General features: G+C 62.6%; 26 protein-coding genes. 5 read left to right on the top strand and 21 right to left on the bottom strand.

Translation table 11 applies throughout. The annotated features are described in order from the left end of the window. Window positions 1-891, bottom strand: a complete 891-nt coding sequence (locus B5V02_RS38835; RefSeq protein ID WP_111549387.1) for a fatty acid desaturase family protein — start codon at window positions 889-891, stop codon at window positions 1-3. Window positions 892-999: 108 nt separating this feature from the next. Here B5V02_RS38835 and B5V02_RS38830 point away from each other — a divergent pair, with 108 nt between their 5' ends. Beyond that, on the top strand, window positions 1000-1929 hold the full coding sequence (locus tag B5V02_RS38830) for a LysR substrate-binding domain-containing protein (protein WP_111549187.1): 930 nt from the start codon (window positions 1000-1002) through the stop codon (window positions 1927-1929). A 17-nt stretch (window positions 1930-1946) separates the two neighbouring features. On the opposite strand, the gene B5V02_RS38825 is transcribed toward B5V02_RS38830, so the two are convergent. The 9 genes from B5V02_RS38825 to B5V02_RS38785 form a co-directional block, all read right to left on the bottom strand. After that, window positions 1947-2219, bottom strand: a complete 273-nt coding sequence (locus B5V02_RS38825) for a DUF3303 domain-containing protein (RefSeq protein ID WP_111549186.1) — start codon at window positions 2217-2219, stop codon at window positions 1947-1949. A gap of 16 nt (window positions 2220-2235) precedes the next feature. Beyond that, window positions 2236-3699 (bottom strand): RimK family protein, encoded by a 1464-nt coding sequence (locus B5V02_RS38820; RefSeq protein WP_111549185.1) that lies wholly within the window; start codon window positions 3697-3699, stop codon window positions 2236-2238. Continuing rightward, window positions 3696-4802 carry a peptidase C39 family protein gene (locus B5V02_RS38815; RefSeq protein ID WP_111549184.1) on the bottom strand — a complete coding sequence of 369 codons (1107 nt, stop codon included), beginning with the start codon at window positions 4800-4802 and terminating at the stop codon, window positions 3696-3698. The genes B5V02_RS38820 and B5V02_RS38815 overlap by 4 nt, the downstream gene beginning before the upstream one ends. A 207-nt stretch (window positions 4803-5009) precedes the next feature. Further along, complete coding sequence (locus B5V02_RS38810) at window positions 5010-5801, bottom strand: anti-sigma factor family protein (protein WP_111549183.1); 792 nt, start codon at window positions 5799-5801, stop codon at window positions 5010-5012. After that, window positions 5798-6316, bottom strand: coding sequence for an RNA polymerase sigma factor (locus B5V02_RS38805; protein ID WP_111549182.1), 519 nt, complete (start codon window positions 6314-6316; stop codon window positions 5798-5800). The genes B5V02_RS38810 and B5V02_RS38805 overlap by 4 nt, the downstream gene beginning before the upstream one ends. A gap of 161 nt (window positions 6317-6477) precedes the next feature. Continuing rightward, window positions 6478-9222, bottom strand: coding sequence for a DUF2339 domain-containing protein (locus B5V02_RS38800; protein WP_111549181.1), 2745 nt, complete (start codon window positions 9220-9222; stop codon window positions 6478-6480). A gap of 82 nt (window positions 9223-9304) precedes the next feature. After that, window positions 9305-9823 (bottom strand): PaaI family thioesterase, encoded by a 519-nt coding sequence (locus B5V02_RS38795; RefSeq protein WP_111549180.1) that lies wholly within the window; start codon window positions 9821-9823, stop codon window positions 9305-9307. Beyond that, the gene (gene recO / locus B5V02_RS38790; RefSeq protein WP_111549179.1) at window positions 9820-10596 is read right to left on the bottom strand and encodes a DNA repair protein RecO; all 777 of its coding nucleotides are present in this window, start codon (window positions 10594-10596) and stop codon (window positions 9820-9822) included. The genes B5V02_RS38795 and recO overlap by 4 nt, the downstream gene beginning before the upstream one ends. 135 nt (window positions 10597-10731) lie before the next feature. Next, window positions 10732-11904: a porin gene (locus B5V02_RS38785; RefSeq protein WP_111549178.1), complete on the bottom strand. Its 1173-nt coding sequence runs from the start codon at window positions 11902-11904 to the stop codon at window positions 10732-10734. Window positions 11905-12225: 321 nt separating this feature from the next. On the opposite strand from B5V02_RS38785, the gene B5V02_RS40335 reads away from it, so the two are divergent. Next, a complete protein-coding gene (locus B5V02_RS40335; RefSeq protein ID WP_146606227.1) occupies window positions 12226-12435 on the top strand; it encodes a hypothetical protein in 210 nt (69 codons plus the stop codon). 195 nt (window positions 12436-12630) lie between these two features. Here B5V02_RS40335 and B5V02_RS38780 read toward each other — a convergent pair whose 3' ends face one another. From B5V02_RS38780 to rpoZ, 10 genes are all read right to left on the bottom strand, one after another. Then, window positions 12631-13521 (bottom strand): aminoglycoside phosphotransferase family protein, encoded by an 891-nt coding sequence (locus B5V02_RS38780; protein WP_111549177.1) that lies wholly within the window; start codon window positions 13519-13521, stop codon window positions 12631-12633. 179 nt (window positions 13522-13700) lie between these two features. Then, the gene (era, locus tag B5V02_RS38770) at window positions 13701-14633 is read right to left on the bottom strand and encodes a GTPase Era (RefSeq protein ID WP_111549175.1); all 933 of its coding nucleotides are present in this window, start codon (window positions 14631-14633) and stop codon (window positions 13701-13703) included. Between the two features lie 69 nt (window positions 14634-14702). Further along, window positions 14703-15449: a ribonuclease III gene (rnc, locus tag B5V02_RS38765; protein ID WP_111549174.1), complete on the bottom strand. Its 747-nt coding sequence runs from the start codon at window positions 15447-15449 to the stop codon at window positions 14703-14705. After that, window positions 15449-16198 (bottom strand): signal peptidase I, encoded by a 750-nt coding sequence (gene lepB, locus B5V02_RS38760; RefSeq protein ID WP_111549386.1) that lies wholly within the window; start codon window positions 16196-16198, stop codon window positions 15449-15451. Before lepB ends, rnc begins: the two co-directional genes overlap by 1 nt. Window positions 16199-16275: 77 nt before the next feature. Then, window positions 16276-16689, bottom strand: coding sequence for a holo-ACP synthase (gene acpS / locus B5V02_RS38755; protein ID WP_111549173.1), 414 nt, complete (start codon window positions 16687-16689; stop codon window positions 16276-16278). After that, window positions 16686-17285 (bottom strand): DUF2062 domain-containing protein, encoded by a 600-nt coding sequence (locus B5V02_RS38750; RefSeq protein ID WP_111549172.1) that lies wholly within the window; start codon window positions 17283-17285, stop codon window positions 16686-16688. Before B5V02_RS38750 ends, acpS begins: the two co-directional genes overlap by 4 nt. A 260-nt stretch (window positions 17286-17545) precedes the next feature. Then, window positions 17546-17947, bottom strand: a complete 402-nt coding sequence (locus B5V02_RS38745; RefSeq protein ID WP_111549171.1) for a VOC family protein — start codon at window positions 17945-17947, stop codon at window positions 17546-17548. Between the two features lie 46 nt (window positions 17948-17993). Further along, window positions 17994-18572: an orotate phosphoribosyltransferase gene (gene pyrE, locus B5V02_RS38740; RefSeq protein ID WP_111549170.1), complete on the bottom strand. Its 579-nt coding sequence runs from the start codon at window positions 18570-18572 to the stop codon at window positions 17994-17996. Between the two features lie 168 nt (window positions 18573-18740). Then, complete coding sequence (locus B5V02_RS38730) at window positions 18741-20969, bottom strand: RelA/SpoT family protein (protein ID WP_111549169.1); 2229 nt, start codon at window positions 20967-20969, stop codon at window positions 18741-18743. Window positions 20970-21100: 131 nt separating this feature from the next. Then, window positions 21101-21502 carry a DNA-directed RNA polymerase subunit omega gene (gene rpoZ / locus B5V02_RS38725; RefSeq protein WP_111549168.1) on the bottom strand — a complete coding sequence of 134 codons (402 nt, stop codon included), beginning with the start codon at window positions 21500-21502 and terminating at the stop codon, window positions 21101-21103. A 326-nt stretch (window positions 21503-21828) separates the two neighbouring features. Here rpoZ and B5V02_RS38720 point away from each other — a divergent pair, with 326 nt between their 5' ends. Both B5V02_RS38720 and B5V02_RS38715 read left to right on the top strand, forming a co-directional pair. Continuing rightward, window positions 21829-22410 carry a LabA-like NYN domain-containing protein gene (locus B5V02_RS38720; protein WP_109662677.1) on the top strand — a complete coding sequence of 194 codons (582 nt, stop codon included), beginning with the start codon at window positions 21829-21831 and terminating at the stop codon, window positions 22408-22410. Window positions 22411-22421: 11 nt separating this feature from the next. Further along, window positions 22422-23078 carry a uracil-DNA glycosylase gene (locus B5V02_RS38715; protein WP_111549167.1) on the top strand — a complete coding sequence of 219 codons (657 nt, stop codon included), beginning with the start codon at window positions 22422-22424 and terminating at the stop codon, window positions 23076-23078. 9 nt (window positions 23079-23087) lie between these two features. Here the strand turns inward: B5V02_RS38715 and B5V02_RS38710 are convergent, their stop codons facing one another. After that, on the bottom strand, window positions 23088-24101 hold the full coding sequence (locus B5V02_RS38710; RefSeq protein WP_111549385.1) for a zinc-binding alcohol dehydrogenase family protein: 1014 nt from the start codon (window positions 24099-24101) through the stop codon (window positions 23088-23090). Between the two features lie 112 nt (window positions 24102-24213). On the opposite strand from B5V02_RS38710, the gene B5V02_RS38705 reads away from it, so the two are divergent. Further along, entirely contained in the window at window positions 24214-24576 is a 363-nt protein-coding gene (locus tag B5V02_RS38705; RefSeq protein WP_167458837.1) for a winged helix-turn-helix transcriptional regulator, read from the top strand. Window positions 24577-24615: the final 39 nt, after the last annotated feature.

Below are 24615 nucleotides of genomic sequence, written 5' to 3'. Positions count from 1 at the left end.
TCAGCGCAATGTCTCGATGTATTTTTCGTGGAAGCTGACATAGCCCGGTTCGACGACCTTCAGATGGCGCTCGATCAGCGCATGAAACTCCGGCAGTTGATGAAACGGCACGCCGGGATAGGCATGATGCTCGGCATGGAACGGCATGTTCCACGCCAGCTTGCGGACAAGCCAGTTGGTCAGCGTGGTCCTGGTGTTCTCCAGCATGTTGGCGACGAACGGACAGCGACCGTGCTCGGCCAGGAGATAGAGGCGCAGAAACGGCTGCCCGAGCAAGGCCGGCGCGATCCACACATAGAGCAGCACCGTGAGCCGGAAATAGAGGGCCAGCAGAATGACCACTGCATAGAAGGCAATCATGGCGCGCGCCTCGACGCGCACCTTGTAGTGCCCCTTTGGCGGAACATAGCTTCCCCGGCCTCGGTCCATCGCATTGCCATAAAGCGTCTTGAGATGCCCCCACCACGTCGGGATGCCGGAGACATGGACGAGGTATTGCCTCCATGTCTCCGGTTTGGGGAAAGCCAGTTCCGGATCATTGTCTGGGTCCTGGGTGTATCGGTGGTGGGCGAAATGGAAATAGCGGAACCAGTCCGCCGGCAGCGCGATCGCCAGGCTGCATACCCGCGCCACGGCATCGTTCAGCCACTGCCGTTCGAAGGCGGTGCGATGCACCGTCTCGTGCAACAGCGTGAACAGGAAGACGATCAGGATGCCTTGCGGCAGCATCAGCAGCTGCCAGAACGGCACCTTGGCGGCGATCAGCGATCCGATGACCACGATCGCGCCCCAATGAGCGGCAAGCTGAACGAGACCTGAGACATCCGACTTGGCGGTCAGGCGATTGCGCTCTTCCTGCGTCAACGAGGCAATTACGTCGCGATGGTCCACTGCGTCATCCCGCTTGAAAATGTCGACGCCCATCGTATTCAACAAGAAAGCTTTCTAAAAACGAGGAATTCTGCGATTTAGATAAGGTCACCTTATCTATCGGGCATCATGATCGCTTTTCCATCCTTGCGCGGACTCCAGGCTTTCGAAGCGGCGGCGCGTTCCGGCGGCTTTGCCGCGGCAGCCGAAGAGCTTTCTATCTCCGCCGCCGCAGTCAGCCAGCTGATCCGGACCATCGAAGACCAGATGGGCCGCAAGCTGTTCAACCGGGTCAACCGCCGCGTCGTCCTCACCGACGCCGGCAGGGAAATACTGCCTCGGCTGACAACGGCATTCGGTGAGATCGGCAGCGTGTCACGAGAACTGAGCGGCGCCGAGTTCCGCTCCCGGCTCGTCGTGTCGGTACCGCCATCCATGGCGATGGGCTGGCTGTCGTCGCGCCTGGCAGGCTTTGTCGCGGCCCACGGCGCTGTCGACATATCGCTCAGAGGCGAAGACGATCCGGTATCGTTCGACCGCGATCTGATCGACATCCGCCTTTCCTATGGCCGTTCGCACTACCGCGACCAGGCAACGGAAGACATCGTCGGGGATGCCGTCTACCCCGTTTGCGCACCTGATCTCGTCGCGACGAATAAACCTCTGGACGCCACCGCCCTCACCGGCCTGCCGCTGATCCACACCGACTGGGGACCGACGGGCGCGTCGTTCCCGACCTGGCGCAACTGGTTCGAAGCGATGGGCATCGAGCCTGGCCGGGCAGCGCAACGCGGCCTTTCGGCGAATTCGTCGCGGGCCGCACTTGATCTTGCCATTTCCGGCCTTGGCGTCGCGCTGGCGCAAGGGGTCTATTGCGCCGAGGCGCTGGAAGACGGCCGGCTGGTCAGGCCCCTCGCCCAGGCGCTGGAGCTGCGCCAGCCCTATTGTCTGACAACCCCGGAGCGCAGCGCAAGACGCGATGTGGTGGCGGCGTTTCGCCAGTGGCTGATCGAGGAATGCGTGCGCGCCGTCAAATCGCCGGCGCTAGAGAGCCGTTGACGGCCAGTGATGGCCGCTCAGAGGTGCCCGCTCAATGCCTCTACCATGTCCTTGTTCGTCGCCACGGGAACGATCTCGAACTCCACCAGATCCGCCCATTCGATGACCCAGCGCTGCAGCAACGTGACGTCATCAGCCTCCACCAGCAGGAAGCAACGGCTCATATCCGCCGCGATCCAGCTATGGTGCACGAGAAGCTCCTCCGGCTTCAGGCGACCACGGTCGCGGAAGCGGCGGTAGATCTCCTTGCGATCGCAACCGCGAAAGTCCTCGATCACGATGAACAGCATCTTTTCCCCTCGGTGATTACCGGCCTGGGCGGTCCAGCCGCTCCAGGAACCACTGCGTCAGCCGCACCCAGACCTCGTCCTTTTCGCCGGAATCCTCCCAGCCATGGTCGAGGTTCGGATTGTCGTTGACCTCGATGACGAAGACGCCATCCTTGGTCTCCTTGAGGTCGACGCCATAGAGCCCATCACCGATGCAGCGCGCCGCCTTCACCGCCGTCTCGACAACATGCGCCGGCGTTTCCTTCAGCGTGAAGGTCTTGATGCCGCCCTGGTCGGGCTTGCCGTTGGCCTTGTGGTTGACGATCTGCCAGTGCTTCTTGGCCATCAGATAGTGGACGGCAAACAGTGGCTGGCCGCCGAGCACGCCGACGCGCCAGTCATATTCGGTCGGAATGAACTTCTGTGCGATCAGAAGGTCGGAATCCTCCAGCCATTCCGTGGCAAGCGTCTTCAGCTCCTCGAAGTTGGCGCATTTCTTGACGCCGCGCGAGAATGACGAATCCGGGATCTTCAGCACCAGCGGAAAGCCCAGTGTCTGCGCCGCCAGTTCGAGGTCCGAAGTGCCAGCGATCATCACCGTCGGCGGCACCGGCACCTTGTTGTAGGCCATCAGCTCGTTGAGATAGACCTTGTTGGTGCAGCGGATCATCGACAGCGGATCGTCGATCACCGGCATGCCTTCCTGCTGGGCACGGCGGGCGAAACGATAGGTGTGGTTGGAGATCGTGGTGGTCTCGCGGATGAACAGCGCGTCGTAATTGGCGAGCTTGGCGAGATCCCGCTTGGTGATCGGCTCGATTTCGACGCCCATCTTTTCGGCGATCTTGGCCCAGTAGCGCAGCGACGAAATCTCAGACGGCGGCAATTCCTCATGCGGATCGACCAGCGTAGCGAAGGTGTAGCGCGCCGGCGTGCGGCCCTTGGTGTCGCGCCACTCGCGGTTGGTGTAGGTCTCCAGGCACTGGATGAAGCTTTTTTCTTCGTCCTCGGTCATCCGCGCCAGCGGGTGGAAGCCGATCTTGCGGATCGAGGCCCATTCGGCGCTGTCCTTGATGTGGACTTCGAGCGCCGGCGCACGGAACCAGTCGAACAACAGCTTGGCGAAACGGTCCCAGATTTTCGATGGGCCGATGCCGAAGAAGATGCAGACCTTGGTTGGAAAGGCGCCGCCGAGATCCTTGCGGCATTTGTTGAGTGCCAGCTCCAGTTCGGGCAAAGCATGTTCGTAGAGCTTGCGTTCCGACAGGTCGATCATCGTCTCGACGGTCGGAATGACCTTGTGGCCGCGCGAACCCGCCAGCAGCGAGGCATAGTAGCCGCGGCTCTGGTAGGCGTAGTTGTTCGACAGGTTGATGACCTTCGGCCGCTGGCCGCGAAACAGCGACGGATGCGCAAGATAGTCACGGTTGGTGATGATCTTGTGCGGTGTCGCCACCTGGTCGAGATCGCTCTGCCGGCCGGTAAGGATGACCCAGGTCATTGTCTGTCGCGCTTTCCCAGAGTGATGGCGGCACGCAGTCCGTCGCGGCCGAACTGCGCCATGTTCATGAAGATGCCGTAAGGCACGGGAATGTTGGCGGCATCAAGGATGGTCTCCTGTCTCTCGTCCTCGACCCAGGGATCGTGGATCAGGATATGGTCGCCGTCATCGCCGATGGCCAGCACCCAGTGCGGCACTTTCTTGCCGAACATAAGGAAACCGCTGATCAGCACCAGCACCAGTTTTCCTTCCGCGATCGCGGCGCGAATGTCGTCGATGGCGAATGGACGGTAATTCACCGGGATGCCGTAAAGTTCCGCGCGGCGGCGAAAGTCGACCTGGGCCAGTTCCATCACCCGGCGCTTGTCCTCGCTGCGCACCGACTGCAGGAACAGCGCGCCGTAGAAGGAAACATAGATCTCCGCCGCAAGCCCGCTTTCGTACCCCGAGACAGCGAGGCCGAATGGTTCGCAGCCACCGGGTCCCGACATCATGAAGACAGTCGTCGCCTCGCGCCACAGTCGGATTTCCATGACCGGATCCGGCACGAAGCCGGGATCGAAATTGGCCATCGCCATCATCAGGCAGCATGGACCGCAGGTGAATTCGCAGGTTTGCTGGTAGAACGGCACCTTGGTGGCGATCGGAATGTCGCCGCGCAAGGTCTTTTCATAGCGAAGCGCTGCCTCGCCATCCTCATAGTAGCCGGATTCGCGGCCGATCTTGCGATAGCCGGCCTGCTCATAGATGCGGATGGCTCGGCTGTTGTCCTCGCGCACCTCGAGACGCAGCATCATGCGGCCGTGCTCGAAGGCGGCTTCTTCCGCAGATCCGAGCAGCATGCGGCCAACACCCAGCCCACCGAAGAACGGACCGGTGGCGATCGAGTAGAGACGCGCCACGCCGCTTCCCTTGCGAAACAGCACGATCGCGTAGCCGGCCACGCGGCCATCGATTTCGGCGACCAGCGTCTCGGCGGTTTCGCGCTCGATGAACAGACGGAAGGAGCGGCGCGAAATGCGGTCGCTTTGGAAAACAGCTTTCTCAATGGCGGCGAGATCATCGACGTCAGACGCGCGGGCCGTGCGGATCTCGGCAGGCATGCGGCTTGAGAAAACCTCGATTGGTGGTGGGAAATGCCCTACTGGAAAACGTTCGAGACATCAGCCGAAAATACTGATGGCCACAAAGCGCTATCGCACCTCGAATAGGGCCGAATTGTGACAGATTCGGCAACAGCCCAGCGATGCAAAACGCTTTGAATGGGATCACTATTTGTGCATTGGCGCCGCCATCAAAAGCGGCGCCTTTCAACTGGCCAGGCCGGCCAGAAGCTGGCCATAGGCGCTCTTTGCCACGACGGCCAATTGCTCGCGCGGCAGCGAGCCGACAACGGCGCAGCCATAGCCCTTGTCCAGCCAGTAGACGGCCTGGGGGCCGTTTTGCGCCGATGTATAGGTTCCCTTGGCATTCTGCGCCGATTCCGCCGTGACGAAGAGGGATATACGCTCGCCCTTGTCGTCCTCGTAGAGCAGCATCGCGGCCTTGCTTTCGCCGGCCGGCAGCAACCGGCCGCCGATCAACTGGAAACCGTTCGCGGTCAGGTCCGGCGCCACAAGCTTCAGCCCGACCCGGTTGGACAGCCAGGTCTGCAAATGATCCTTGTCGCTCGCCGGCACTTCGACCGCATGCCGCTTTTCGGCAGCGAAGACGACATGGGCCGCGATTGCCTGTTCGGCCAGCCGATCTTCCGCCGGATCCTCCTGTCCAGCGCGGTCGATGCCGGCAAGGTATCCGCCAAGCCCGCCAGCGACCACGAGCACGGCCGCCGCAGCGGCAAGCCACCAGCGCGAGCGTGACGCCGCCGCCCTGACCGGCGTCTCGCCGAGCACGACCTTGCGCAACCGCGCTGGGACGGCTTCGTCGAGCACGCCGGCGAAGGCGGCGCGCAGTGCTGCCCGGTCGGCGGCGAAGCGGGCGCTCCTGGCCTTCATCTCGGGATTGGCGTCGAGCCAGGCATCGTAGGCGGCGCGCTCGTCGCCGGGCAGCTCGCCATCGAGCGCCATGTGAATGTCACGTTCGGAAAAGTCGCGGCGGATCATTTCTCGACGATCCTTATTGCGCGGCGGCGCGCCGTGTCGTCCAGCAACCCGCGCAACTCCTCACGCCCGCGCGCAATGCGCGACATCAGCGTGCCTGCGGGGACGCCGAGAATGTTGGCGGCTTCGGCATAGGAAAAACCTTCAATGGCGACCATGACAAGAGCCGCGCGCCGGTCGGGGCTGATCGCCTGCAATGCGTCGATGATCTCGCGCGAAGCGATGCTCTCCACCTGCTCGGCCGGCTGGGCCACCGCCTCGCCCGCTTCCAGTGGCAGCATCGTCGCTTCACCGCGACGGTTCACCTTGCGCATCTGGTCGATGAACAAATGATGCATGATCGTAAACAGCCACCTCCGGGGACTTTCTCCTGTCTGCCAGTTGTCGAGCCGGACAAGCGCCCGCTCGAGGCAATCCTGAACGAGATCGTCGGCAGCGTCGCGGTCGCGCAAAAGCGAGCGTGCGTAGCGGCGCAGTCGCGGTATTTCGCCAAGGATTGCTGCCTTCTTTTCGTCCATGACCGCTGGTTCTGAGGTCGCCCTTGTTGATCCCGATTGAACGCGCCTTCCGAGCGCGGCGCAAGCGGCCAGCGCGAAGCGGTCCGCCGCCCCGGTCACCCAAGCAATGAGATAACGAGATGGGCGACCGTTTTATTCCCGGCTAAATTGAGTACCTGTCGTCACTGCTCGCCGACGGGTATTTTCTCCCTCGCTGCCCGCGTCAGCAAGCGCTGGTAGAACAGGCCGATGCCGATCAGCACCGCGCCAAGGCCGATGAAGGACAGCGCCCGCAGCACGCCTTCCAGCTCCGACATGTCGAAGATGAAGACCTTCAGCACGGCGACCGAAATCAGCGCGGCGGAGGCAATGCGCAGCACCTGTGATTTCAGCCAGACGCCGGCGGTGAGCAGCGCCACGCCGATAACCAGCCAAAGCGCCGAATAGGTGTAGGTCTCCAATTGGCCAAGACCGCTCCACAGGCCGATGAACTCGCCCTTGAACAGACGCCTGACCGACAGGGTGGCATAGGCGAAGGCAAGCACAGCCGCCACCAGCGCCAGCATCTGCGCATACCATTTCGGCCGCTTGTCCCTGGCGTAGAGCGCCAATGCCCCGGCGGCGACCGCCGGCAGGAGATAGGCGAGGAACAACAGGTTGAACACCGGGATCTGGCCGGTTGATTCGTCGGTGAACAGCGGATTGAGCACCACGAAATGCCGGACGACGATGAAGGCGACCGAAACCACACCGGCGGCCATCGAACCATAGCGCAGCACCGAGCTTGGCGAGCGCATGTCGATGGCGACCAGGATGGCGCCGGCGCCGATGGCGATCAGCGTGTAGATCGCCTGCTCGGCGAGCGTCATCGCCCCCGTGTCGATGACGCCGCCATGCATGGCATGGCGCACCAGCATGGCCAGCGTGAGCAGCGCAAACAATGCCGCCGCTGCTTCCATGGCGAGGCGTGGGCGGCCGTTGGTGGTGCGGGCAAGCTGCCAGGCGGCGAAGCCGAAGGCGAGCGCCGGCACGCTGTAGCCCGGCAGCAGCCAGTTGAACACCGGTGTGGTCGACAAGAATTCGGCGCCGACGATGGTCGGGTCGAAAGCGACCCGGCCGAGCACCGCGATCACCGCGCCAACCGAAATCCAGCCGAGCACCGGATAGGAGCGCCAACGCGTGGCCAGCGCCGGCACGATGGCCGCTGCACCGAGCAGGATGGTGGTCCAGCCGGAACCGAAAGCCATATGCAGCATCAAGAGGCCAGCGATGGCCGCACCGCCCAGGGCAAACGACACCGCCACGCCGCCCTCGAGCGGCGGTTCCTCGCCGCGCGCGATCCACTCGCTGCCGGCGGCGAAAACCACGACCAGCAGCGCTGCGACAGCGGCGTAGACAAGGTCGCGGTCGACATTGCCGAAGGTGAACCAGAGCGCCAGCAGGATGACCAGCGGCACGATGACGCCCCACGCCGCCCATGAGGCCGCGCGGATCCGTGTCGCGGCGGCGAACCTGTGGGCGGCCCAGAAGCCGGCGCCTATGAAGACCAGGCCAAGCGCGATGCCGATGCGCAATGTCAGCGCGTTGGATGTGGCCACAGGCAGGCCATCGACGCCCAAGGCGCCGCCCGAAAAGTCGGAGGCGATCGAGGTCGGTGGGATGATGCCGAGATAGATCATCACCGTCACCAGTCCTGCGGCATAGAGGAGCGGCAGCGCCAGTGGGCGATAGAGCGCGACGGCCACCATTGCGGCGATCAGCACGGCGCCCGGCAAGGCATCACCGGCGGCGATGAAGGCCGGGTCGACTGACAGGCCCAGCGCCGAGAATGCGACGAACAGGCCAGGCACGATGGACGGCCAGTCGAAAGCCCTGGCTGGTCCGGCCTCGTCGCCACGGCGGCTGAGCCAGACAAACGCAAGCACGGCCAGCGTGACGGCGTCGATGAACAGGATGGTGGAGAGGTTCGCGCCGGGCGCATCGGTCATGTAGAGGATGGTCCAGACACCGGTGCCGAAAAAGGCCGCCGCCATCAGCAACGTCCAGTCGCGCATGCGGGCGATGACGGCGGTGGCGGCAAGCACGATCGCGAGATAGCCGAACAGTGCCCAGGGATTGGGCGCCTGCGAGGCAACCAGCATCGGCGTCACCATGGCGCCGATGAGGCCAATGCCGGCCAGCGCCTGGCCATGGACCAGGGCGGCTGCGATCGTCGCCACGCCGATGGCGCCGAGCAGCGTAAAGGCGAGCGCCGGGCCGATGAAGCCGTAAATGCCATGCGCGGCATAGACGGTGCCGAACAGGATGAAGGCACCGGCCGCCGTCAGGATCGCCGGAATATAGGCGCCAGCGGCACCTTGCACCGGCACCTTGAAGCCGGTGCGGCGGATGAACTCGCCGCCGGCGACCAGCACCAGGCCGAGAACCGCGGCCATCGTCAGCCGCACGCCCGGACCGAAAATGCCGGCCTCGATGGTGTAGCGGATCAGGAACAGGCCGCCCAGCGCCAGCGCAATGCCGCCGACCCAGACCGCCCAGCGGGTGCCGAGCGCGGTTTCGACATCGGACTGGCGGGCGGCTTTCGCCGCGGCGGCCGGCTCGGCAGGTTCTGCCGCCTTCAGCGCCGCATCACTTGGCGCCCATGGCCCGGACACGGCCTCGCCGGTCAGGGCTTCTGCCTCCGCGGTGACCGCCTCGCTCACCGCTGGCGAGACGATATCGGTCGCCACGACCGGAGCCACATCGGCGGGCGCTTTGTCGGCCGCTGCCTGTTCGGACGGCTTGGCCGCAGGCGGCACGACGCCCGAAAGCACGAGGCTGCGCAGAGCGCCAAGCTCGCGCTCGACAAGGCCGATGCGACTCTGCTGGCGCGAAATGATGACGAACAAAGCGATGATGGCGACAAGGCCGATCAGGCTTTCAAACATGGCGGTTCCCCCAAACCAGGCCAGTTTTCACTGACGTTCAGTCTCACTGACATTCAAATGCGGCGGCCAAACGGCCGGAAACTCAACGCGCCGCCAGATTGGCGGCCGGAAAGATCGAGCATGTTTCGGTGCCGAAAGCCAGCAACTTGCCGCCGGCATCCTTCAGCGTCGCTTCCGACACCGCCAGCGTACGGCCCTTGTGGACGACTTTGCCCTCGCAGACCACCTCGCCTGTCTTCGGTGTGATGGGCCGGGTCAAATTCACCTTGAACTCCGCCGTTGTATAGGCCTCACCCTTTTCGAGCAGCGTCTGCACGGCGCAAGCCAGTGCCGAATCGAGCAGCGTCGCCGCCCAGCCGCCATGCACGCTGCCCAGCGGGTTGAGGTGGCGCTCGTTGGGCACGCCACGGAACACCGCACGGCCTTCCGACACTTCGGTCAGCGCGAAGCTGAGCTGGAAGGAGATCGGCGGCGCCGGATACTTGCCGTCGATAATACGCTGCAGCAAGTCCAGGCCGGTGTATTCTAGAATGTCGGCGTGCGGAATCGTGCCGAGGCCGAGCGGTGAGACCCAGCCCGGATACAATTCGACCTCGCTCATGTGATGATTTCTCTGGCGGCATCCTCTCCGGCTATGGTCTTGCTGCGCGCGTGGTGTTTGCGCAGTGCGGCAAGAAAGCCGGCGCGGGCGTCGGGCGGCTCTATGCCGCGCGGCTCATAGACGTGGCGGGTGAAGAAGAAGCCGGTCAGCCGGAAGGCGTCGTCGACCGCCGCCGGATCGCCGCGCAGGCCGGAGCCGCGCTGCAGGAAGGCCGGCAAGGCCAGCATCTTGTCGCGCCATGGCAAGCCTGCTTCGCGCGATACCGCGCGTCCCGATTTGGGCGAGACATAGGCCAGGTCCTGCCGCGTGCCGGTGGCGGCGCATTGACTGAGATCGAGGCCAAAGCCGAGTTCGTCCAGCACCAGAAGCTCGAAGCGCGCCACCAGTTCGCCGGCAGCGTCGGCATCGTCGAGATGGACGATCATCACGGCAAGCGTTTCGTAGAGACCTTCATGCGCGTCGCGCTCCGGCAACAGGCGCAGATGCGCGGCCATGGTCTGCAGCCCATAGACGGCCACCGCGCTGTCCATCAGCCGGGCGGCGTTCATCTCGATCGCCTCGGCCTGGAACGTGCCGAGATGCTCGTCAAGCCGCGCCCGCCACAACAAGTCGACGCGATTGCCGGGTTGGAGAACGGGCTGCTGCTTGCGCGAACGGCCGCCGCGAACAAGGCCGAGATGACGGCCATGCGCGCGTGTCATCACCTCGAGAATGGCGCTGGTTTCGCCATGCTTGCGGGTGCCGAGAATGATTCCCTCGTCGCGCCATTCCATCTCCAGAGCTTTTCACCGGTTGGATGGCGAAATCAAGGTATGGGTTTTGGTACCTGACAGACCGGGACTGGGACAGCGCATAAAAAACGCCCGCAGCGATACGCTGCGGGCGGCCTGGTAAGGTCAGTCGATCCGTTAGAACGAGCGCTGGAAGCGGAGAATACCGCCGACGCTGCTCTTCTTGTTGGCCTTGGTCCAGTTGTTGAAGTCGGCGTCGTCGAACTTTCCAGCATTGAGGTAATCGACTTCAGCCGTGACCGTAAAGCCGGGCACAACGGTATAGGCAACGTTCGCGGCGATGCCGAGGTTCTTCCAGTCGTCATAAGAGACCTGGGCGTTGAACGCGGTCTTGTCGTTGAACTTGTAGGTGCCACCGCCCCAGACTGCCCAGTTGCCGCCCCACTGCTTGTAGAAGCCGCGACCGCTGGCATCGATGGCGTTGCCAGCATTGTCGTTGAGGTTGTCGTCCGTGCCGTAGCCGCCGATGATGAACAACGTCAGTTCCTTGCTGACATTGACGTCCAAACGGACCTTGCCGGCCACTTCCTCGTAATTGCTGTCATAGGCGACGACGCCGGTGACCGCACCCCAGTCGCCCTTGTACTTCAAGCCGCCGACGACATGCGGAACATAGCTGTCGATGGTGCCGACCTTGCCGGCGCCTTCTTCGAGAGAGACCAGCCCCGTGAAGCCGTTGCCTGCGTCGAAGTAGTACTGAACGACGTTGCTCTCCTGCCCGCCATACGGAACCAGCGTATCCTGGATGACGTTGCCGGCATAGCCGATGAACGTATCGAAAGCCGTATCATCCTTGCCGACGCGCAGGCCGCCGAGCTGAATCCAGGCATAACGCAGCGAGAGGGACTTGTTGCGGCCTTGCCAGTCGTCCGCATTGGAGGCGGCTTGATCAAGATAGTCGCCGCTGCTGTTGCCGTAGTTGAAGCGGGTCTCGGTGTAGGTCTTGAGGGTACCGAGCTCGGTCTCCTGACCGGTCCAGGTCTTCAGCGTGAAGCGGGTGTTCTTGTAGTAGGTCGAGTGCGTGTCGCCGGCGCTCTGGTGGTCCGGAACGTGGTTGACGCCATCGAGCGAGCCGGCATCGCCAACGCCGATATCATAACGGACATAGCCGCCGATGCGCAGGCAGGTCTCGGTGCCCGGGATGTAGAAGTAGCCGGCGCCATAGACGTCGCAGATCTTGACGTATTCGGCCGGTTCCGGTTCGGCGACGACGACAGCGTCAGCCGCGCGCGCGCCGCTGACCGCGATCAGGGCCGCGGCTGAGCCGAGAAGAAGGCTCTTGATGTTCATTTTCTGACCTCTCCAGTCAAAGTTTAAAATGGCTTCGGATTTGTGGCTGGCGGCAATGTTTTCCCGCCTCACCCCCACAATGAAAAAGGCTCGCACCGCTCCCCCTTTTCGGTGGCGAACATACCCATCGATCTTCTGCCTTCAATGACGATTCCAGAAATAAATCCGATTCCAAGAACAGATTAATGCTGTGTTGCACAAATAACACTTACCACAATCGCTATCGGCACAATTGGAACAACGTCATACATTCAATATATATCCAGATAATTTCGTGGCTAACTACCTTTTGTAGGCAAGTAATTTCTACAATTGCGCCATATGTGCGGATATAAGTCTATTTTTAGTGAAAAACAGCTGGATATTTTTTCACCCACCCAACCATCCGATGACATCCGCCCGTCAATCGTGCCCTGGCGCTGCGCCGAAATGCCGGGCCACGCCTGCCCGGCCGATTTTGCTTTTGCCGAGGCGATCGAAACTCACCGGAGCGCCGTCGCGGTGATTATTGTGACAGCGGCCAACCGTTGAAGACGATTCTGGGCTGGGTCTCGCGCGCCAATTGAGGCGGATCGTCCTGTAGCGACGAGACAGCCGAACGATATCGGCCCCGCCTATGGAAATATCGGAAATCTTTCAGAAACCGCTCGGGATTTTTGGCCGTGTCGGCGTCAATAAGCACGGGTTGTCTTGGACAACTGCGGTAGCCCCGCCATCCAGGCGACATCACGCCCCGCGCGCATCGGCAAGCACTTCATCGATCACATGTCGGGATTTTTCAACCTCACCTAAGTTGACGCCGATGTGGCCGGCGACCGTGATCAGCGCCTTCCACAGCGTCCAGCCGCGACCGCGCGCCCACATGGCCGCGTCGGCCGGAAGGCCGGCGCGAAAAATCTCCCGGCTTTTGCCTTCGAACAGCGTCCACGCAATCGCCAGATCGCATGAGGGATCGCCGACGCCCGAGGTTCCGAAGTCGATCACCGCGCTCAACCGGCCCTGCCTGACCAACAGGTTTCCCCAACTGACGTCACCGTGGAACCAGACCGGCGCGCCGTGGCATGTCGCGGCAAGTGCCGCCTCCCACACCGCGCTTGCGGCGTTCGTATCGATCTTGCCGGCGAGAGCTGCAATCGCATCCCGGGCTTCGCCGTCATAGACGCTGAGCGGACCGCCGCGAAAGAAGTTGTGTTGCCCCGGCGCCGGTCCGCCGGTGGCGTCGATCCGTTGCAAGGCAACCAGGAATGCGGCCAGGTCTGATGCGAATTGCGACAGGCTGGCGATACGCTTCCGCTTTGCCGTCTCGCCTTCGATCCAGCCATAGACGGACCAATGCCAGGGATAGTCTTCGGCAGGTATCCCCATCGCCAGTGGCACCGGGATCGGCAGCGGCAACAGAGGCGCAAGCCTCGGCAGCCAGCGATGCTCCTTTTCCACTTGCCGGGAATAGTCGGCAGCGCTCGGCAGCCTTACGGTCATCTCACCGCCCAGATGGAAGGTCCTGTTGTCACAGCCGCCAAACTCGACCGGCCTGATCGCAAGATCCTTCCACTGGGGAAATTGCGTCGCGATCAACCGGCTGACAAGCGCGGTGTCGATGTTCGGCTTGCTGTCCATGGACCCAGTTGATTCGATGCAATTCCGGATGGAAAACCGCTTCACACTTTTCCTGGAATTGCCCTCTTGTTTTGTCGCAATTCCGGACGGAAAACCGCTTCACACTTTTCCTGGAATTGCCCCCTTGTTTTGTCGCAATTCCGGACGGAAAACCGCTTCACACTTTTCCTGGAATTGCTCTAGCGCGGAAACTCAAGCCCCATCTCGCGGTAGCGCTCGGGGTCGTCGCCCCAGTTCTCGCGCACCTTGACGAACAGGAACAGGTGCACCTTCTGTTCGAGGATGCCTGCGATTTCCATGCGCGCCGCCTGGCCGATGGCGCGGATGGTCTCGCCCTTGTGGCCGAGGACGATCTTCTTCTGGCTGTCGCGCTCGACATAGATGGTCTGGTCGATGCGCACCGAGCCGTCCGGCTTCTCTTCCCATTTCTCGGTCTCGATATGGGAGGAATAGGGCAGTTCCTGATGCAGCCGCAGATAGAGCTTTTCGCGGGTAATCTCGGCCGCCAGCTGGCGCATCGGCAAGTCCGAAATCTGGTCTTCCGGATAATACCAGGGGCCGGCAGGCAGGGCTTCAGCCAGATAATCGAGCACGTCCTTGCAGCCGGAACCGGTCAGCGCCGAGACCATGAAGGTGCGCTTGAACGGCACCCTTTCGTTCGCTGCCGCAGACAAAGCCAGCAGCGCCTCGTGCTTGACGCGATCGACCTTGTTGAGGATCAACACCATCGGCTGGCGGACATCCTTCAGCCGTTCGAGGATGGCGTCGGCATCGCCCCTGATGCCGCGCTCGGCGTCGATCAAGAGCAGCACGATATCGGCATCCTTGGCGCCGCCCCAGGCGGTGGTCACCATTGCCGTGTCGAGCCGCCGCTTGGGTTTGAAGATGCCGGGCGTGTCGACGAAGACGATCTGCGCATTGTCATGCGTGGCGATGCCGCGCACGATGGCTCTGGTCGTCTGCACCTTGTGGGTGACGATCGACACCTTGGCGCCGACCAGCTGGTTGACCAGTGTCGACTTGCCCGCATTGGGCGCGCCGATCAGCGCGACGAAGCCGGAGTGCGTGGCGGCGGCCTCCGTTGCCGGAGAGGTATCTTCGGTGGCGGTCATGCCGCGCTCCCTTCATTAGAGCGCCGCGCGTCCACTTGGACGCGCAAAGGACGCTCCAAAACTTTGAATCTACGCATCGTGCTTTCCAAAAATCGGCTCCGATTTTTGGGCCGATGCGTTGGCCCAGACGCCTTCGCGCAAAAGAAATGCCGAGGCTGCCGCTTCTTCCGCTGCCCTGCGGGAGCCGCCGGTGCCGATAGAAGGCGCAAAGCCGCTGACTTGCAAGGACACGGTGAAAACCGGCTGGTGGTCGGGCCCTTCGCGTTTTTCGATCACATATTCGGGGCGCGCGTCGCTGGTCTTGGCAATCCATTCCTGCAAATCGGATTTCGGATTGAGCGGCTTTGCCACAACCGAGCGCGAGCGCGGCTCCCAGTAACGCAGGACGAAGCGCCGCGCGGCGTCGATGCCACCGTCAACATAAACCGCCGCGATCAGGGCTTCGACCGCATCCGCCAGATAGTTTCCACCCGAGCCACGCGAGCGCGTCTTCAAGGCAGCGTCGGCCCGAACCAGATCCTCCAACTGCATTTCGATGCCGATCTCGGAGCATGTTTTCGCATCCACCAGCGCATTGAAGCGTGGCGCGATTTCACCTTCCGGCGCGTCGGGAAACTTTTCGAAAAGCATATCGGCGACGACAAGCCCAAGCACACGGTCGCCAAGGAATTCGAGACGCTGATTGTTGCTGGCCGCCTTGACCGCACTGGAGTGCGTCAATGCGGTCTCAAGCAAGCGGATATCCTTGAAGACATGGCCGGTCTTGGCCTTCACTACACCGGCCAGTGTTTCGCCTGTCGGGCGCTTCAAAGCCATCAATTGACGAAGTGGAACAGGCGCGAAGCACGCATCAGCGACGGCCATTTCCAGATTTCGAGCGGGCTCGCTTTGCCGGCGATCGAGAAGAAAACAAGATTGGCGCGGCCGACGAGATTTTCCGCTGGGACGAAGCCAACGGTGAAGCGGCTGTCCGAGGAATTGTCACGGTTGTCGCCCATCATGAAATAGTGGCCGGGCGGCACGTTCCATTCGCGGGTGTTGTCGCCGATCGAATTGGGCGAGATGTCCAGCGTGTCATAGCTGACGCCGTTGGGCAGCGTTTCCCGGTAGACGTCGATCGGCTGAGGCTCTTCGGTGATGTCGGGATTGTCGATCTGGCCGGTTTTCACGCGCGGCACGCCGACATCGTTGATGAACAGCTGGCCGTCCTTGACCTGGATCTTGTCGCCCGGCAGGCCGACCACGCGCTTGATGTAGTCGACAGACGGGTCAGGCGGGAACTTGAACACCACCACGTCGCCGCGCTTGGGCTCGGAGCCCCAGATGCGGCCCGAAAAGATATCGGGGCCGAAAGGCAGCGAGTAACGGGAATAGCCGTAGGACCATTTGGTGACGAACAGATAGTCGCCTTCCAGAAGCGTCGGCCGCATAGATCCCGACGGGATCGAAAAAGGCTGGAACAACAGCGTGCGGATGACCAGGGCGAGCAAAAGCGCCTGCACGATGACGCTGACGGTCTCGCCAAGGCCGCCGGATTTCTTCTCAGATTTTTCAACCACGCTCATGTCGTCCTCGATTGTGCGTTGGATGGTATAGAGTCTCGGCGCGCGCTGGGCAACGTCATGCCGGTCCTCTGATGCAATCAATGTGGCGCTTCTTCGACGGGCAACGCCTCGATGATCACAAAGGCTTGAGCGAGCGGGAAATCATCGGTGATGGTAAGGTGGATTGCCGCTCGATGACCCTTTGGCAGGATTTTGTCCAGCCGCGCCTGTGCCCCTCCAGTCAGCGCCATGGTCGGCGCGCCGCTGGGCAGGTTGACGACACCCATGTCGCGCCAGAACACGCCCTGCGCGAGACCCGTACCCAGCGCCTTGGCGCAGGCTTCCTTGGCGGCGAAGCGCTTGGCGTAGGACGCCGCACGCGCCCGGCGGTTCTCGGAGCGGGCCTGCTCGACCTCAGTATAGATTCTCTGGATGAAGCGCTGGCCGTGACGCTCCAGCGACTTTTCGATGCGTCTGATATCGATCAGGTCGCTGCCGATGCCGATGATCATCGTGCGGTGGAACCGATGCTTCCGCCGGGATGAGACGCTTGCGCATGCCGGCTTGCGCGCTCGGCCAGGCGCTTGCGCCGCTGTTCGCGGAACGCGTTCATGCCCCAGCGCGTGAGGGCGTAGAACAGGAGCCCAAAGACCAGCCCGAGCGGCACCGCGCCAATCAGCATCGGCTCAAGCACGGGTTTCCACAATTGCGCGAAGGAAAGCTTGTGCAGCATCTCGCCCAGATGCGCCGGCGGGCCATGCGCAGGCAGCCGATCGTGCAGGATCAGCTTACCGGTTTCCCAGGAGGCGCCCCACAGCAGCGGAAAGGTCAGCGGGTTGCCGAAAAAAACCGCGGCGAGGGCCGCCGCCACCAGATTGCCGGCAATCACCCAGCACAGGATCGCGGCGATGGCGAAATGAAAGCCCACGGGAAAGAACGAAGCGAAGACGCCGGCGGCGACACCGGCCGCCACGGCGTGTGGTGTGGCCTTCAGCCGCAGGATGCGCTTGGAGAAATACTGAAGCGAGCGTGAAAACGAGCGGCGCGGCCACAGATAGGTACGCACCCGCTCGAAAAGGCCATCAGGCTTGCGGCGTCGAAAAAGCACTCTATACCCGTTCCACAGCTCTCGCGCCGGCATTTTCGGCCGGGCGTAACAGCACCATCTTGCGCTTGACGATCGCCCAATGGCAATCTCAACCTTGATGTAACGACGCGCCGGCAGAAAAACAACCAAACCGCCTGTGCGGCGCGCGTTTGTTGCCGCCCTTTTGGGGCGGGCATTCCTCGCTTCGAACATTGGACAATCGCGGCGAATTTAAGGAACCGGCATTGTCGCATCGCCGAAAGGCGCAGCCGCGCTGGCGGTTACGGCAAATATTCGCTGACCTCGACCAGATTGCCGTCCGGGTCGCGGAAATAGACCGACATCATCGGACCTCGCGCCCCGACGCGTTCGACCGGACCGAGTTCCACCACTACGCCATTGGCCGCGAGACGGGTGCTGACTTCGCCCAGCGGCCGCTCGGTGATCAGGCAGAAGTCGCCCGAACCGGGCGTCGGCGACTTCGCCTTCGGCTCGAAGGTGCGGCGAACCTCGTGCACATTGATCTTCTGGGTGCCGAAAGCCAGCGCCGTCGGCCGGCCCGGCGCATCGATGCGTTCAAAACCCAGCACGCGCTTGTAAAAGGCGCAGGTCACTTCCAGCGAAGCGACCGTCAGCACGAAATGATCGATGCCGGCGATCATCGCCAATTTGTTTTCATGCATGTCGTTGTCCCAAAACCGCTGCACACTTTTGGGCGACACGCATGGGTCAGATATTACGGCTGCCGGGCTTGACCGCCGGTATGGCGGCCAGCTCCGGCGGCAGCCGGTCGGCCGGGTAGGCCGGAACCTCATATTCGGCGAGCGCGATCAGCGGCACGCCGACATGGGTCTTGCCGGCCGAACGGTCGATGATGCAGGCTGCGGCAACCACTTCGGCGCCAAGCTCGCGCAGGCACTCGATGGTCTCGCGGATCGACAGGCCGGTGGTGACGATGTCCTCGACGATGACGACGCGCGCGCCCCTGGCGATCTCGAAGCGGCGCAGGCGGAACTCGCCCCCTTCCCGCTCGACCCAGATTGCCGGCACGCCGAGATGGCGCGAGGTCTCGTAAGCCGGGATCAGCCCGCCGATCGCCGGACCGACGACGTAGTCGATCTTGCCCGGCACCGCCGCTCGGATCTTCTCGGCCAGCGCCTTGCACAGCCGCTCGGTCTTGTCGGCATGCATGAACACACGTGCCTTCTGCAGGAAGACCGGGCTTCTCAGGCCCGATGTCAAAATGAAATGCCCTTCGAGAACAGCACCCGCCTCGCGGAAAATCCCCAGCACTTCATCGGTGTTCATTTCTGCCTCTTATTGATTAACCATGATCTTTTCCGAAAACCGGTTCCCGCTTTTCGGGATCATGGTCTAAAGCGCGTCGCGTTGAAACGGATTCAGGCGACGCGCTTTAGTCTTTGTTTTTATGCATGTCGTTGCCCCAAAACCGGGGCCACTTTTGGGCGACATGCATCAGCCGTTCACACGCCTTGCATCGCTGACGCTCGAATTGTCCTTGAGCTGCGACAGCAGCCGGTTGAGGTGCTTCAGATCCCAGACTTCGAGATCGATCAGCATTTCGGTGAAGTCGGGCGCGGTGCGCACCATCGACAGCGTATGGATGTTGGCGTCGTTCGACGCAACGACCTGGGCGATATCGGCGAGCGAACCCGGCGCATTGATGGCGGTGACCGAGACGCGCGCCGGAAACCGTTCCTTGGTGCGCTCGTCAATGTCCCAGCGCACGTCGATCCAGCGTTCGGGCTGGTCGTCGAAGGCCTGCAGCGCCGGCGACTGGATCGGATAGATGGTGATGCCGGTGCCCGGCTGGACGATGCCGACGATGCGGTCGCCGGGGACCGCCCCTTCCGGCGCAAAACGCACCGGCAGGTCGCCACGCACGCCGCGGATCGGTACGGCGCCATCGCGCGGCTGGTCCTTGTCCTTGCGCGCGGCGCGGCCCGGAATCTGGAACAGCATGCCGGCGGCGTTGCGGATTTTCGACCAGCCCTCCTCGCGCTGCTTGGGCGCGGCGGTGGTGACGCGCTCGTCCTTGTAGTCGGGGAATACCGCCTTCATGACATCGGTGGAGGCGAGCTCGCCACGGCCGACCGAGGCCAGCACGTCCTCGATGTCCTTGCGTGCCAGCCGGTGCAGCACCTGCTTCAGGCTCTCCTTGGTGAAGGTCTTGCCGGCGCGTTCGAAGGCGCGTTCCAGGATGCGAATGCCGAGACCCGAATACTGCTTGCGGATGGCATTCTTGGTGGCGCGGCGGATGGCCGAGCGCGCCTTGCCGGTGACGACGACCGATTCCCACGCCGCCGGCGGTACCTGCGCCTTGGAGCGGATGATCTCGACCTCGTCGCCGTTCTTCAGTTCCGTCATCAGCGGCATGATGCGGCCGTTGACCTTGGCGCCGACGCAGGTGTCGCCGACATCGGTGTGCACCGCATAGGCAAAGTCGATGGGCGTAGCACCGCGTGGCAGCGCAATCAGCATGCCTTTCGGGGTGAAGCAGAACACCTGGTCCTGGAACAGTTCCAGCTTGGTGTTTTCGAGAAAGTCTTCCGGATTGTCACCCTCGGCAAGCTGCTCGATGGTGCGCCGCAGCCAGGCATAGGCGTTGGTCTCTTTCGAGATCGCGTGCGCGGCACCGTTGGTCTTGCCGCCGGTGTCCTTGTAGATCGAATGCGCGGCGACGCCGTATTCGGCGATCTTGTTCATCTGGTGGGTGCGGATCTGCAGCTCGACGCGCTGGCGCGACGGCCCGACAATGGTGGTGTGGATCGACCGGTAGTCGTTCTGCTTCGGCGTCGAGATGTAATCCTTGAAGCGGCCGGGCACCATCGACCATGTCGTGTGGATGGCGCCGAGCGCCCGGTAGCAATCCTCGACCGTATCGACGACCACGCGGAAGCCGAAAATGTCGGACAGCTGCTCGAAGGACAGCGCCTTGGCCTCCATCTTGCGGAACACCGACCACGGCTTCTTCTGGCGGCTTTTCACGCCAGCCTTGATCGCATGCTTTTCGAACAGCGTGGACAGCGCCTTCTCGATCTCCGACAGCACATCCTTGTTGCGCTCGAAGATTTCGGCGAGCCGGGCGGTGACGGCGCGATAGGCCTCCGGATTGATGTAGCGGAAGGCGATTTCCTCCAGCTCCTCGCGCATGCCTTGCATGCCCATGCGCCCGGCCAGCGGCGCATAGATGTCCATCGTCTCCTCGGCGATGCGCAGGCGCTTGGCCTCCGGCATGTGGTCGAGGGTGCGCATGTTGTGCAGACGGTCGGCGAGCTTGACCAGAAGCACGCGGACGTCTTCTGAAATCGCCAGCAGAAGCTTGCGCAGGTTTTCCGCCTGCTCGGCCTTCTTCGACACGAGGTCGAGCTTCTTGAGCTTGGTCAGCCCCTCGACCAGCTTGCCCATTTCGGGCCCGAACAGCTCATCGATCTCGGCCCGCGTCGCCGTGGTGTCCTCGATGGTGTCGTGCAGCAGGGCGACCGCGATCGTCGCCTCGTCCATATGCATTTCGGTGAGGATGGCGGCGACTTCGAGCGGATGCGAGAAATAGGGGTCGCCGGAAGCGCGCTTCTGGTGGCCATGCTTCTGCATGGCATAGACATAGGCCTTGTTGAGCAACGCCTCGTTGACGTCAGGCTTGTAGCGCTGGACGCGCTCGACAAGCTCATACTGACGCATCATGGGCGGGATCTCGCAGCGGTGAAATGAATCATGCGCCGCACTGCTGTACGGCGCATGTCATAGATAGCCACGAAACTGCCGATACGGAAGTGCGGAAGATTATTCCAGCGACCTCCGCAACAGAGGTTCGCTTAGTAGTCGTCGCTCTTTTCCGGGGGCACCAGGCCCTCGATGCCGGCGAGGAGATCTTCCTCGGTCATCCGGTCGAAGGTGATGTTCTCCTCGGTGTCATCGGCATCGCTGGCCGCGACGGCGCCGCTGGTCTGGTCGGCAATCGCCTCGCCATCGGCTTCGGGCTCGTCGACCTCGACGTGCTTCTGCAGCGAGTGGATCAGGTCTTCCTTGAGATCGTCGGGCGACAGTGTCTCGTCGGCGATCTCGCGCAGCGCCACGACCGGGTTCTTGTCGTTGTCACGCGGCACAGTGATCGGCGCGCCCTGGCTGATCTGGCGGGCGCGATGGCCGGCAAGGAGCACCAGCTCGAAGCGGTTGTCGACCTTGTCGATGCAATCTTCAACGGTTACGCGGGCCATGGATTGCCCCTTTCATGCGATGGATTTGATGGAAATCAGGCGCGGTCCTTAACCCGAACGCCGCCAAAATACAAGCATCATGGCAATGGCGGGGTCGCAGGGCGCTCAATCCCTCGTTTAAACACCCGATTTGGCAAAACCAGGCTGCATTCATGGGTTCGGCGCCTCGATCACAATTGCTTGCAGTGCGGCAACCGCCCTTGGATTGCCGCGAAACTGGCGTTATCTCGGATGGCGCGAAGGTCAGCCGGTTTATTATGAGCCTGACCGATAGTCGCTATCGCATTTCGTTAGACGGCCGTTTATTTCGAAAAGGACTATTTTCCATGTTCGACCCTCGTGAAAAAATCGCCCTATTCATCGACGGCGCCAATCTCTACGCGACGTCGCGCGCGCTCGGCTTCGACATCGACTATCGCAAGCTTCTGTCGAGCTTCCAGAAGCGTGGCTATCTGCTGCGCGCTTACTACTACACCGCACTGGTCGAGGATCAGGAATACTCCTCGATCCGTCCACTGATCGACTGGCTCGATTACAACGGCTTCAAGGTGGTCACCAAGCCGGCCAAGGAATTTACCGACTCGACCGGTCGCCGCAAGATCAAGGGCAATATGGACATCGAACTCACGGTCGATGCGCTGGAACTCGCCGATGTCGTCGACCACTATGTCATCTTTTCCGGCGACGGCGATTTCCGCACGCTGGTCGAGGCGCTGCAGCGCCGCGGCCGCAAGGTGTCGATCGTCTCGACCATGGCCTCGCAACCGCCGATGATCAGCGACGATCTGCGCCGCCAGGCCGACCATTTCATCGACCTGACGACGCTGAAGAACGAGGTCGGGCGCGATCCGTCCGAGCGGCCGGCGCGCAGGCCCGAGCCGGCCGAAGTCGACGAGGACGATTACTGAGGCCGGTCGCCTTGACCGCGCTTTCCATCTCCGAACCCGGCCGCGACTGCCCGCTCTGCCCGCGGCTGCATGATTTCATCGCCGAATGGCGGCAACGCGAGCCGTCCTGGTTCAACGCGCCGGTGCCGACCTTCCTGCCACCCGATGGCGACGATGCCGTCCGGCTTCTGATCGTCGGGCTGGCGCCCGGCCTGCGCGGCGCCAACCGCACCGGACGGCCCTTCACCGGCGACTATGCCGGAGACCTGCTCTACTCGACGTTGATTTCGCACGGTTTTGCGCGCGGCGAGTTCAAGGCGCGGCCGGATGACGGGCTGGAGCTGGTCGGCACGGCAATCACCAATGCGGTGCGCTGCGTGCCGCCGGAGAACAAGCCAGTGGGTGCCGAGATTGCCACATGCCGGACGTTCCTGGTGCCGACGATTGCCCGCTTTCCCAATTTGCGCGCCGTGCTGGCGCTGGGATCGATCGCGCACCAGTCGACGGTGCGCGCGCTGGGTGGGCGCGTCGCCGCCTATCCGTTCAAGCATGGCGGGCAGCTGCCGGCCGGGGGCATCACGCTGTTTTCGAGCTATCATTGCTCGCGCTACAACACCAACACCGGTGTGCTGACCGAAGCGATGTTCGTCAGCGTCTTCCGCGAGATCGCGGCGTTCCTGCGGAAATAGCGCTGCCCTTCAGAACCCTTCCAGCACGATCTTGCCCTTGGCCTTGCCGGTCTCGATCAGCGCATGGGCGCGCTTCAGATTGGCGGCATTGATAGGACCGAAGGTCTCGCCCAGTGTGGTGCGGATGGTCCCGGCGTCAACAAGCCGGGCCAATTCGTTGAGGAGCTCGCCCTGCGCGGCCATGTCCTGCGTCTCGAACATCGAGCGGGTGAACATGAACTCCCAATGCACAGACACGCTCTTGCGCTTGAACGGATTGATGTCGAGCGATTTGGGATCGTCGATCAGTCCGAAACGGCCTTGCGGCGCGATCAATTCGGCGATCTCGGCCAGGTGCCGGTCGGTGTTGGTTGTCGAGAACACAAAGGCTGGTGCGCCGATGCCAAGGGCTGCGACTTCGGCGGCGAGCGGCCTGGAATGATCGACGACATGATGAGCGCCGAGCCCAAGCGCCCAGTCGCGTGTCTCGGGCCGCGATGCGGTGGCGATCACCGTCAGATCGGTCAGTTGGCGCGCAAGCTGCACCGCGATCGAGCCGACACCGCCGGCGCCACCAATGATCAGGATGGCTTTCGCCGCGCCCGCGACAGGCTTCCTGACATCGAGGCGGTCGAACAGAGCCTCCCAGGCGGTGACCGCCGTCAACGGCAGCGCCGCTGCCTGCGCATAGCCGAGCGAGCCGGGTTTGCGGCCGACAAGACGCTCATCGACAAGGTGGAACTCGGCATTGGTGCCTTGTGGCGCCAGGGCGCCGGAATAGAAGACATCGTCGCCCGCCTTGAACAGGCTGGCGTCCGGACCGGTCGCGACGACCCGGCCGGCGGCGTCCCAGCCGAGCACACGCCACGCTCCGGCTTCGGGCCTGGCGCTTTGCCGCACCTTGGTGTCGACCGGATTGACCGAGATTGCCTTCACCTCGACCAGCAGCTCACGGCCTTTCGGTTTCGGCTTGGGCAAGTCGATGTCGACCAGGGAGGCCCCATCGGTGATGGGGGCTGGGACTTGATAGCCGACGGCGCGCATTTTTTGGTCTCCGCGATTGCTGTTGAGCATTGTTCGGAGCAGAGATGCGGATTATGTGCCGCACGCGCAAGAATGCACATATAAAGCACATAGTGTCGAAAAGGATACCGTCATGCCGCGCATTCGCCATGAGCGATTCGATTGCAGCCCCGGCTGCACCGTTGAGGGAACGCTCCGCTACATCGACGGAAAATGGAAAGGCGTCGTGCTCTACCATCTGTTCGAGGGCACGCTGCGCTTTAACGAGATACGCCGGCGCATTCCGAACTGCACGCAGCGCATGTTGACCAACCAGCTCCGCGAACTGGAAGCCGATGGACTGATTGCCCGCAAGATCTATGCGGAAGTGCCGCCGAAGGTGGAATACAGCCTGACGCCGCGCGGCAGAAGCCTGGAACCGGTGATCACCGCCCTGAAAATCTGGGGCGATGCGAATGTGACGCTCGCGCCGGAGGTTTCCCAGGCCGCGGCATGAAGCGGCGGCGAGCGAGGTCCCTGGATGGGTTCACGGGGA

Origin of the sequence: Mesorhizobium kowhaii (genome assembly GCF_003253745.1) — a bacterium.
Classification (GTDB): domain Bacteria; phylum Pseudomonadota; class Alphaproteobacteria; order Rhizobiales; family Rhizobiaceae; genus Mesorhizobium; species Mesorhizobium kowhaii.
This window is presented reverse-complemented; position numbering and strand designations above follow the sequence as displayed.

Coding starts and splice junctions, on each gene's coding strand:
- rpoZ (WP_111549168.1), bottom strand. CDS start 21,502: ATGGCCCGCGTAACCGTTGAAGATTGCATCGACAAGGTCGACAACCGC.
- era (WP_111549175.1), bottom strand. CDS start 14,633: ATGACCGCCACCGAAGATACCTCTCCGGCAACGGAGGCCGCCGCCACG.
- lepB (WP_111549386.1), bottom strand. CDS start 16,198: ATGAGCGTGGTTGAAAAATCTGAGAAGAAATCCGGCGGCCTTGGCGAG.
- B5V02_RS38795 (WP_111549180.1), bottom strand. CDS start 9,823: ATGAGCGAGGTCGAATTGTATCCGGGCTGGGTCTCACCGCTCGGCCTC.
- B5V02_RS38830 (WP_111549187.1), top strand. CDS start 1,000: ATGATCGCTTTTCCATCCTTGCGCGGACTCCAGGCTTTCGAAGCGGCG.
- B5V02_RS38810 (WP_111549183.1), bottom strand. CDS start 5,801: ATGATCCGCCGCGACTTTTCCGAACGTGACATTCACATGGCGCTCGAT.
- acpS (WP_111549173.1), bottom strand. CDS start 16,689: ATGATCATCGGCATCGGCAGCGACCTGATCGATATCAGACGCATCGAA.
- B5V02_RS38785 (WP_111549178.1), bottom strand. CDS start 11,904: ATGAACATCAAGAGCCTTCTTCTCGGCTCAGCCGCGGCCCTGATCGCG.
- B5V02_RS38800 (WP_111549181.1), bottom strand. CDS start 9,222: ATGTTTGAAAGCCTGATCGGCCTTGTCGCCATCATCGCTTTGTTCGTC.
- B5V02_RS38745 (WP_111549171.1), bottom strand. CDS start 17,947: ATGCATGAAAACAAATTGGCGATGATCGCCGGCATCGATCATTTCGTG.
- B5V02_RS38805 (WP_111549182.1), bottom strand. CDS start 6,316: ATGGACGAAAAGAAGGCAGCAATCCTTGGCGAAATACCGCGACTGCGC.
- pyrE (WP_111549170.1), bottom strand. CDS start 18,572: ATGAACACCGATGAAGTGCTGGGGATTTTCCGCGAGGCGGGTGCTGTT.
- B5V02_RS38825 (WP_111549186.1), bottom strand. CDS start 2,219: ATGCTGTTCATCGTGATCGAGGACTTTCGCGGTTGCGATCGCAAGGAG.
- B5V02_RS38705 (WP_167458837.1), top strand. CDS start 24,214: ATGCCGCGCATTCGCCATGAGCGATTCGATTGCAGCCCCGGCTGCACC.
- B5V02_RS38820 (WP_111549185.1), bottom strand. CDS start 3,699: ATGACCTGGGTCATCCTTACCGGCCGGCAGAGCGATCTCGACCAGGTG.
- B5V02_RS38710 (WP_111549385.1), bottom strand. CDS start 24,101: ATGCGCGCCGTCGGCTATCAAGTCCCAGCCCCCATCACCGATGGGGCC.
- B5V02_RS38780 (WP_111549177.1), bottom strand. CDS start 13,521: ATGGACAGCAAGCCGAACATCGACACCGCGCTTGTCAGCCGGTTGATC.
- B5V02_RS38815 (WP_111549184.1), bottom strand. CDS start 4,802: ATGCCTGCCGAGATCCGCACGGCCCGCGCGTCTGACGTCGATGATCTC.
- B5V02_RS40335 (WP_146606227.1), top strand. CDS start 12,226: ATGTGCGGATATAAGTCTATTTTTAGTGAAAAACAGCTGGATATTTTT.
- B5V02_RS38730 (WP_111549169.1), bottom strand. CDS start 20,969: ATGATGCGTCAGTATGAGCTTGTCGAGCGCGTCCAGCGCTACAAGCCT.
- rnc (WP_111549174.1), bottom strand. CDS start 15,449: ATGGCTTTGAAGCGCCCGACAGGCGAAACACTGGCCGGTGTAGTGAAG.
- B5V02_RS38720 (WP_109662677.1), top strand. CDS start 21,829: ATGTTCGACCCTCGTGAAAAAATCGCCCTATTCATCGACGGCGCCAAT.
- recO (WP_111549179.1), bottom strand. CDS start 10,596: ATGGAATGGCGCGACGAGGGAATCATTCTCGGCACCCGCAAGCATGGC.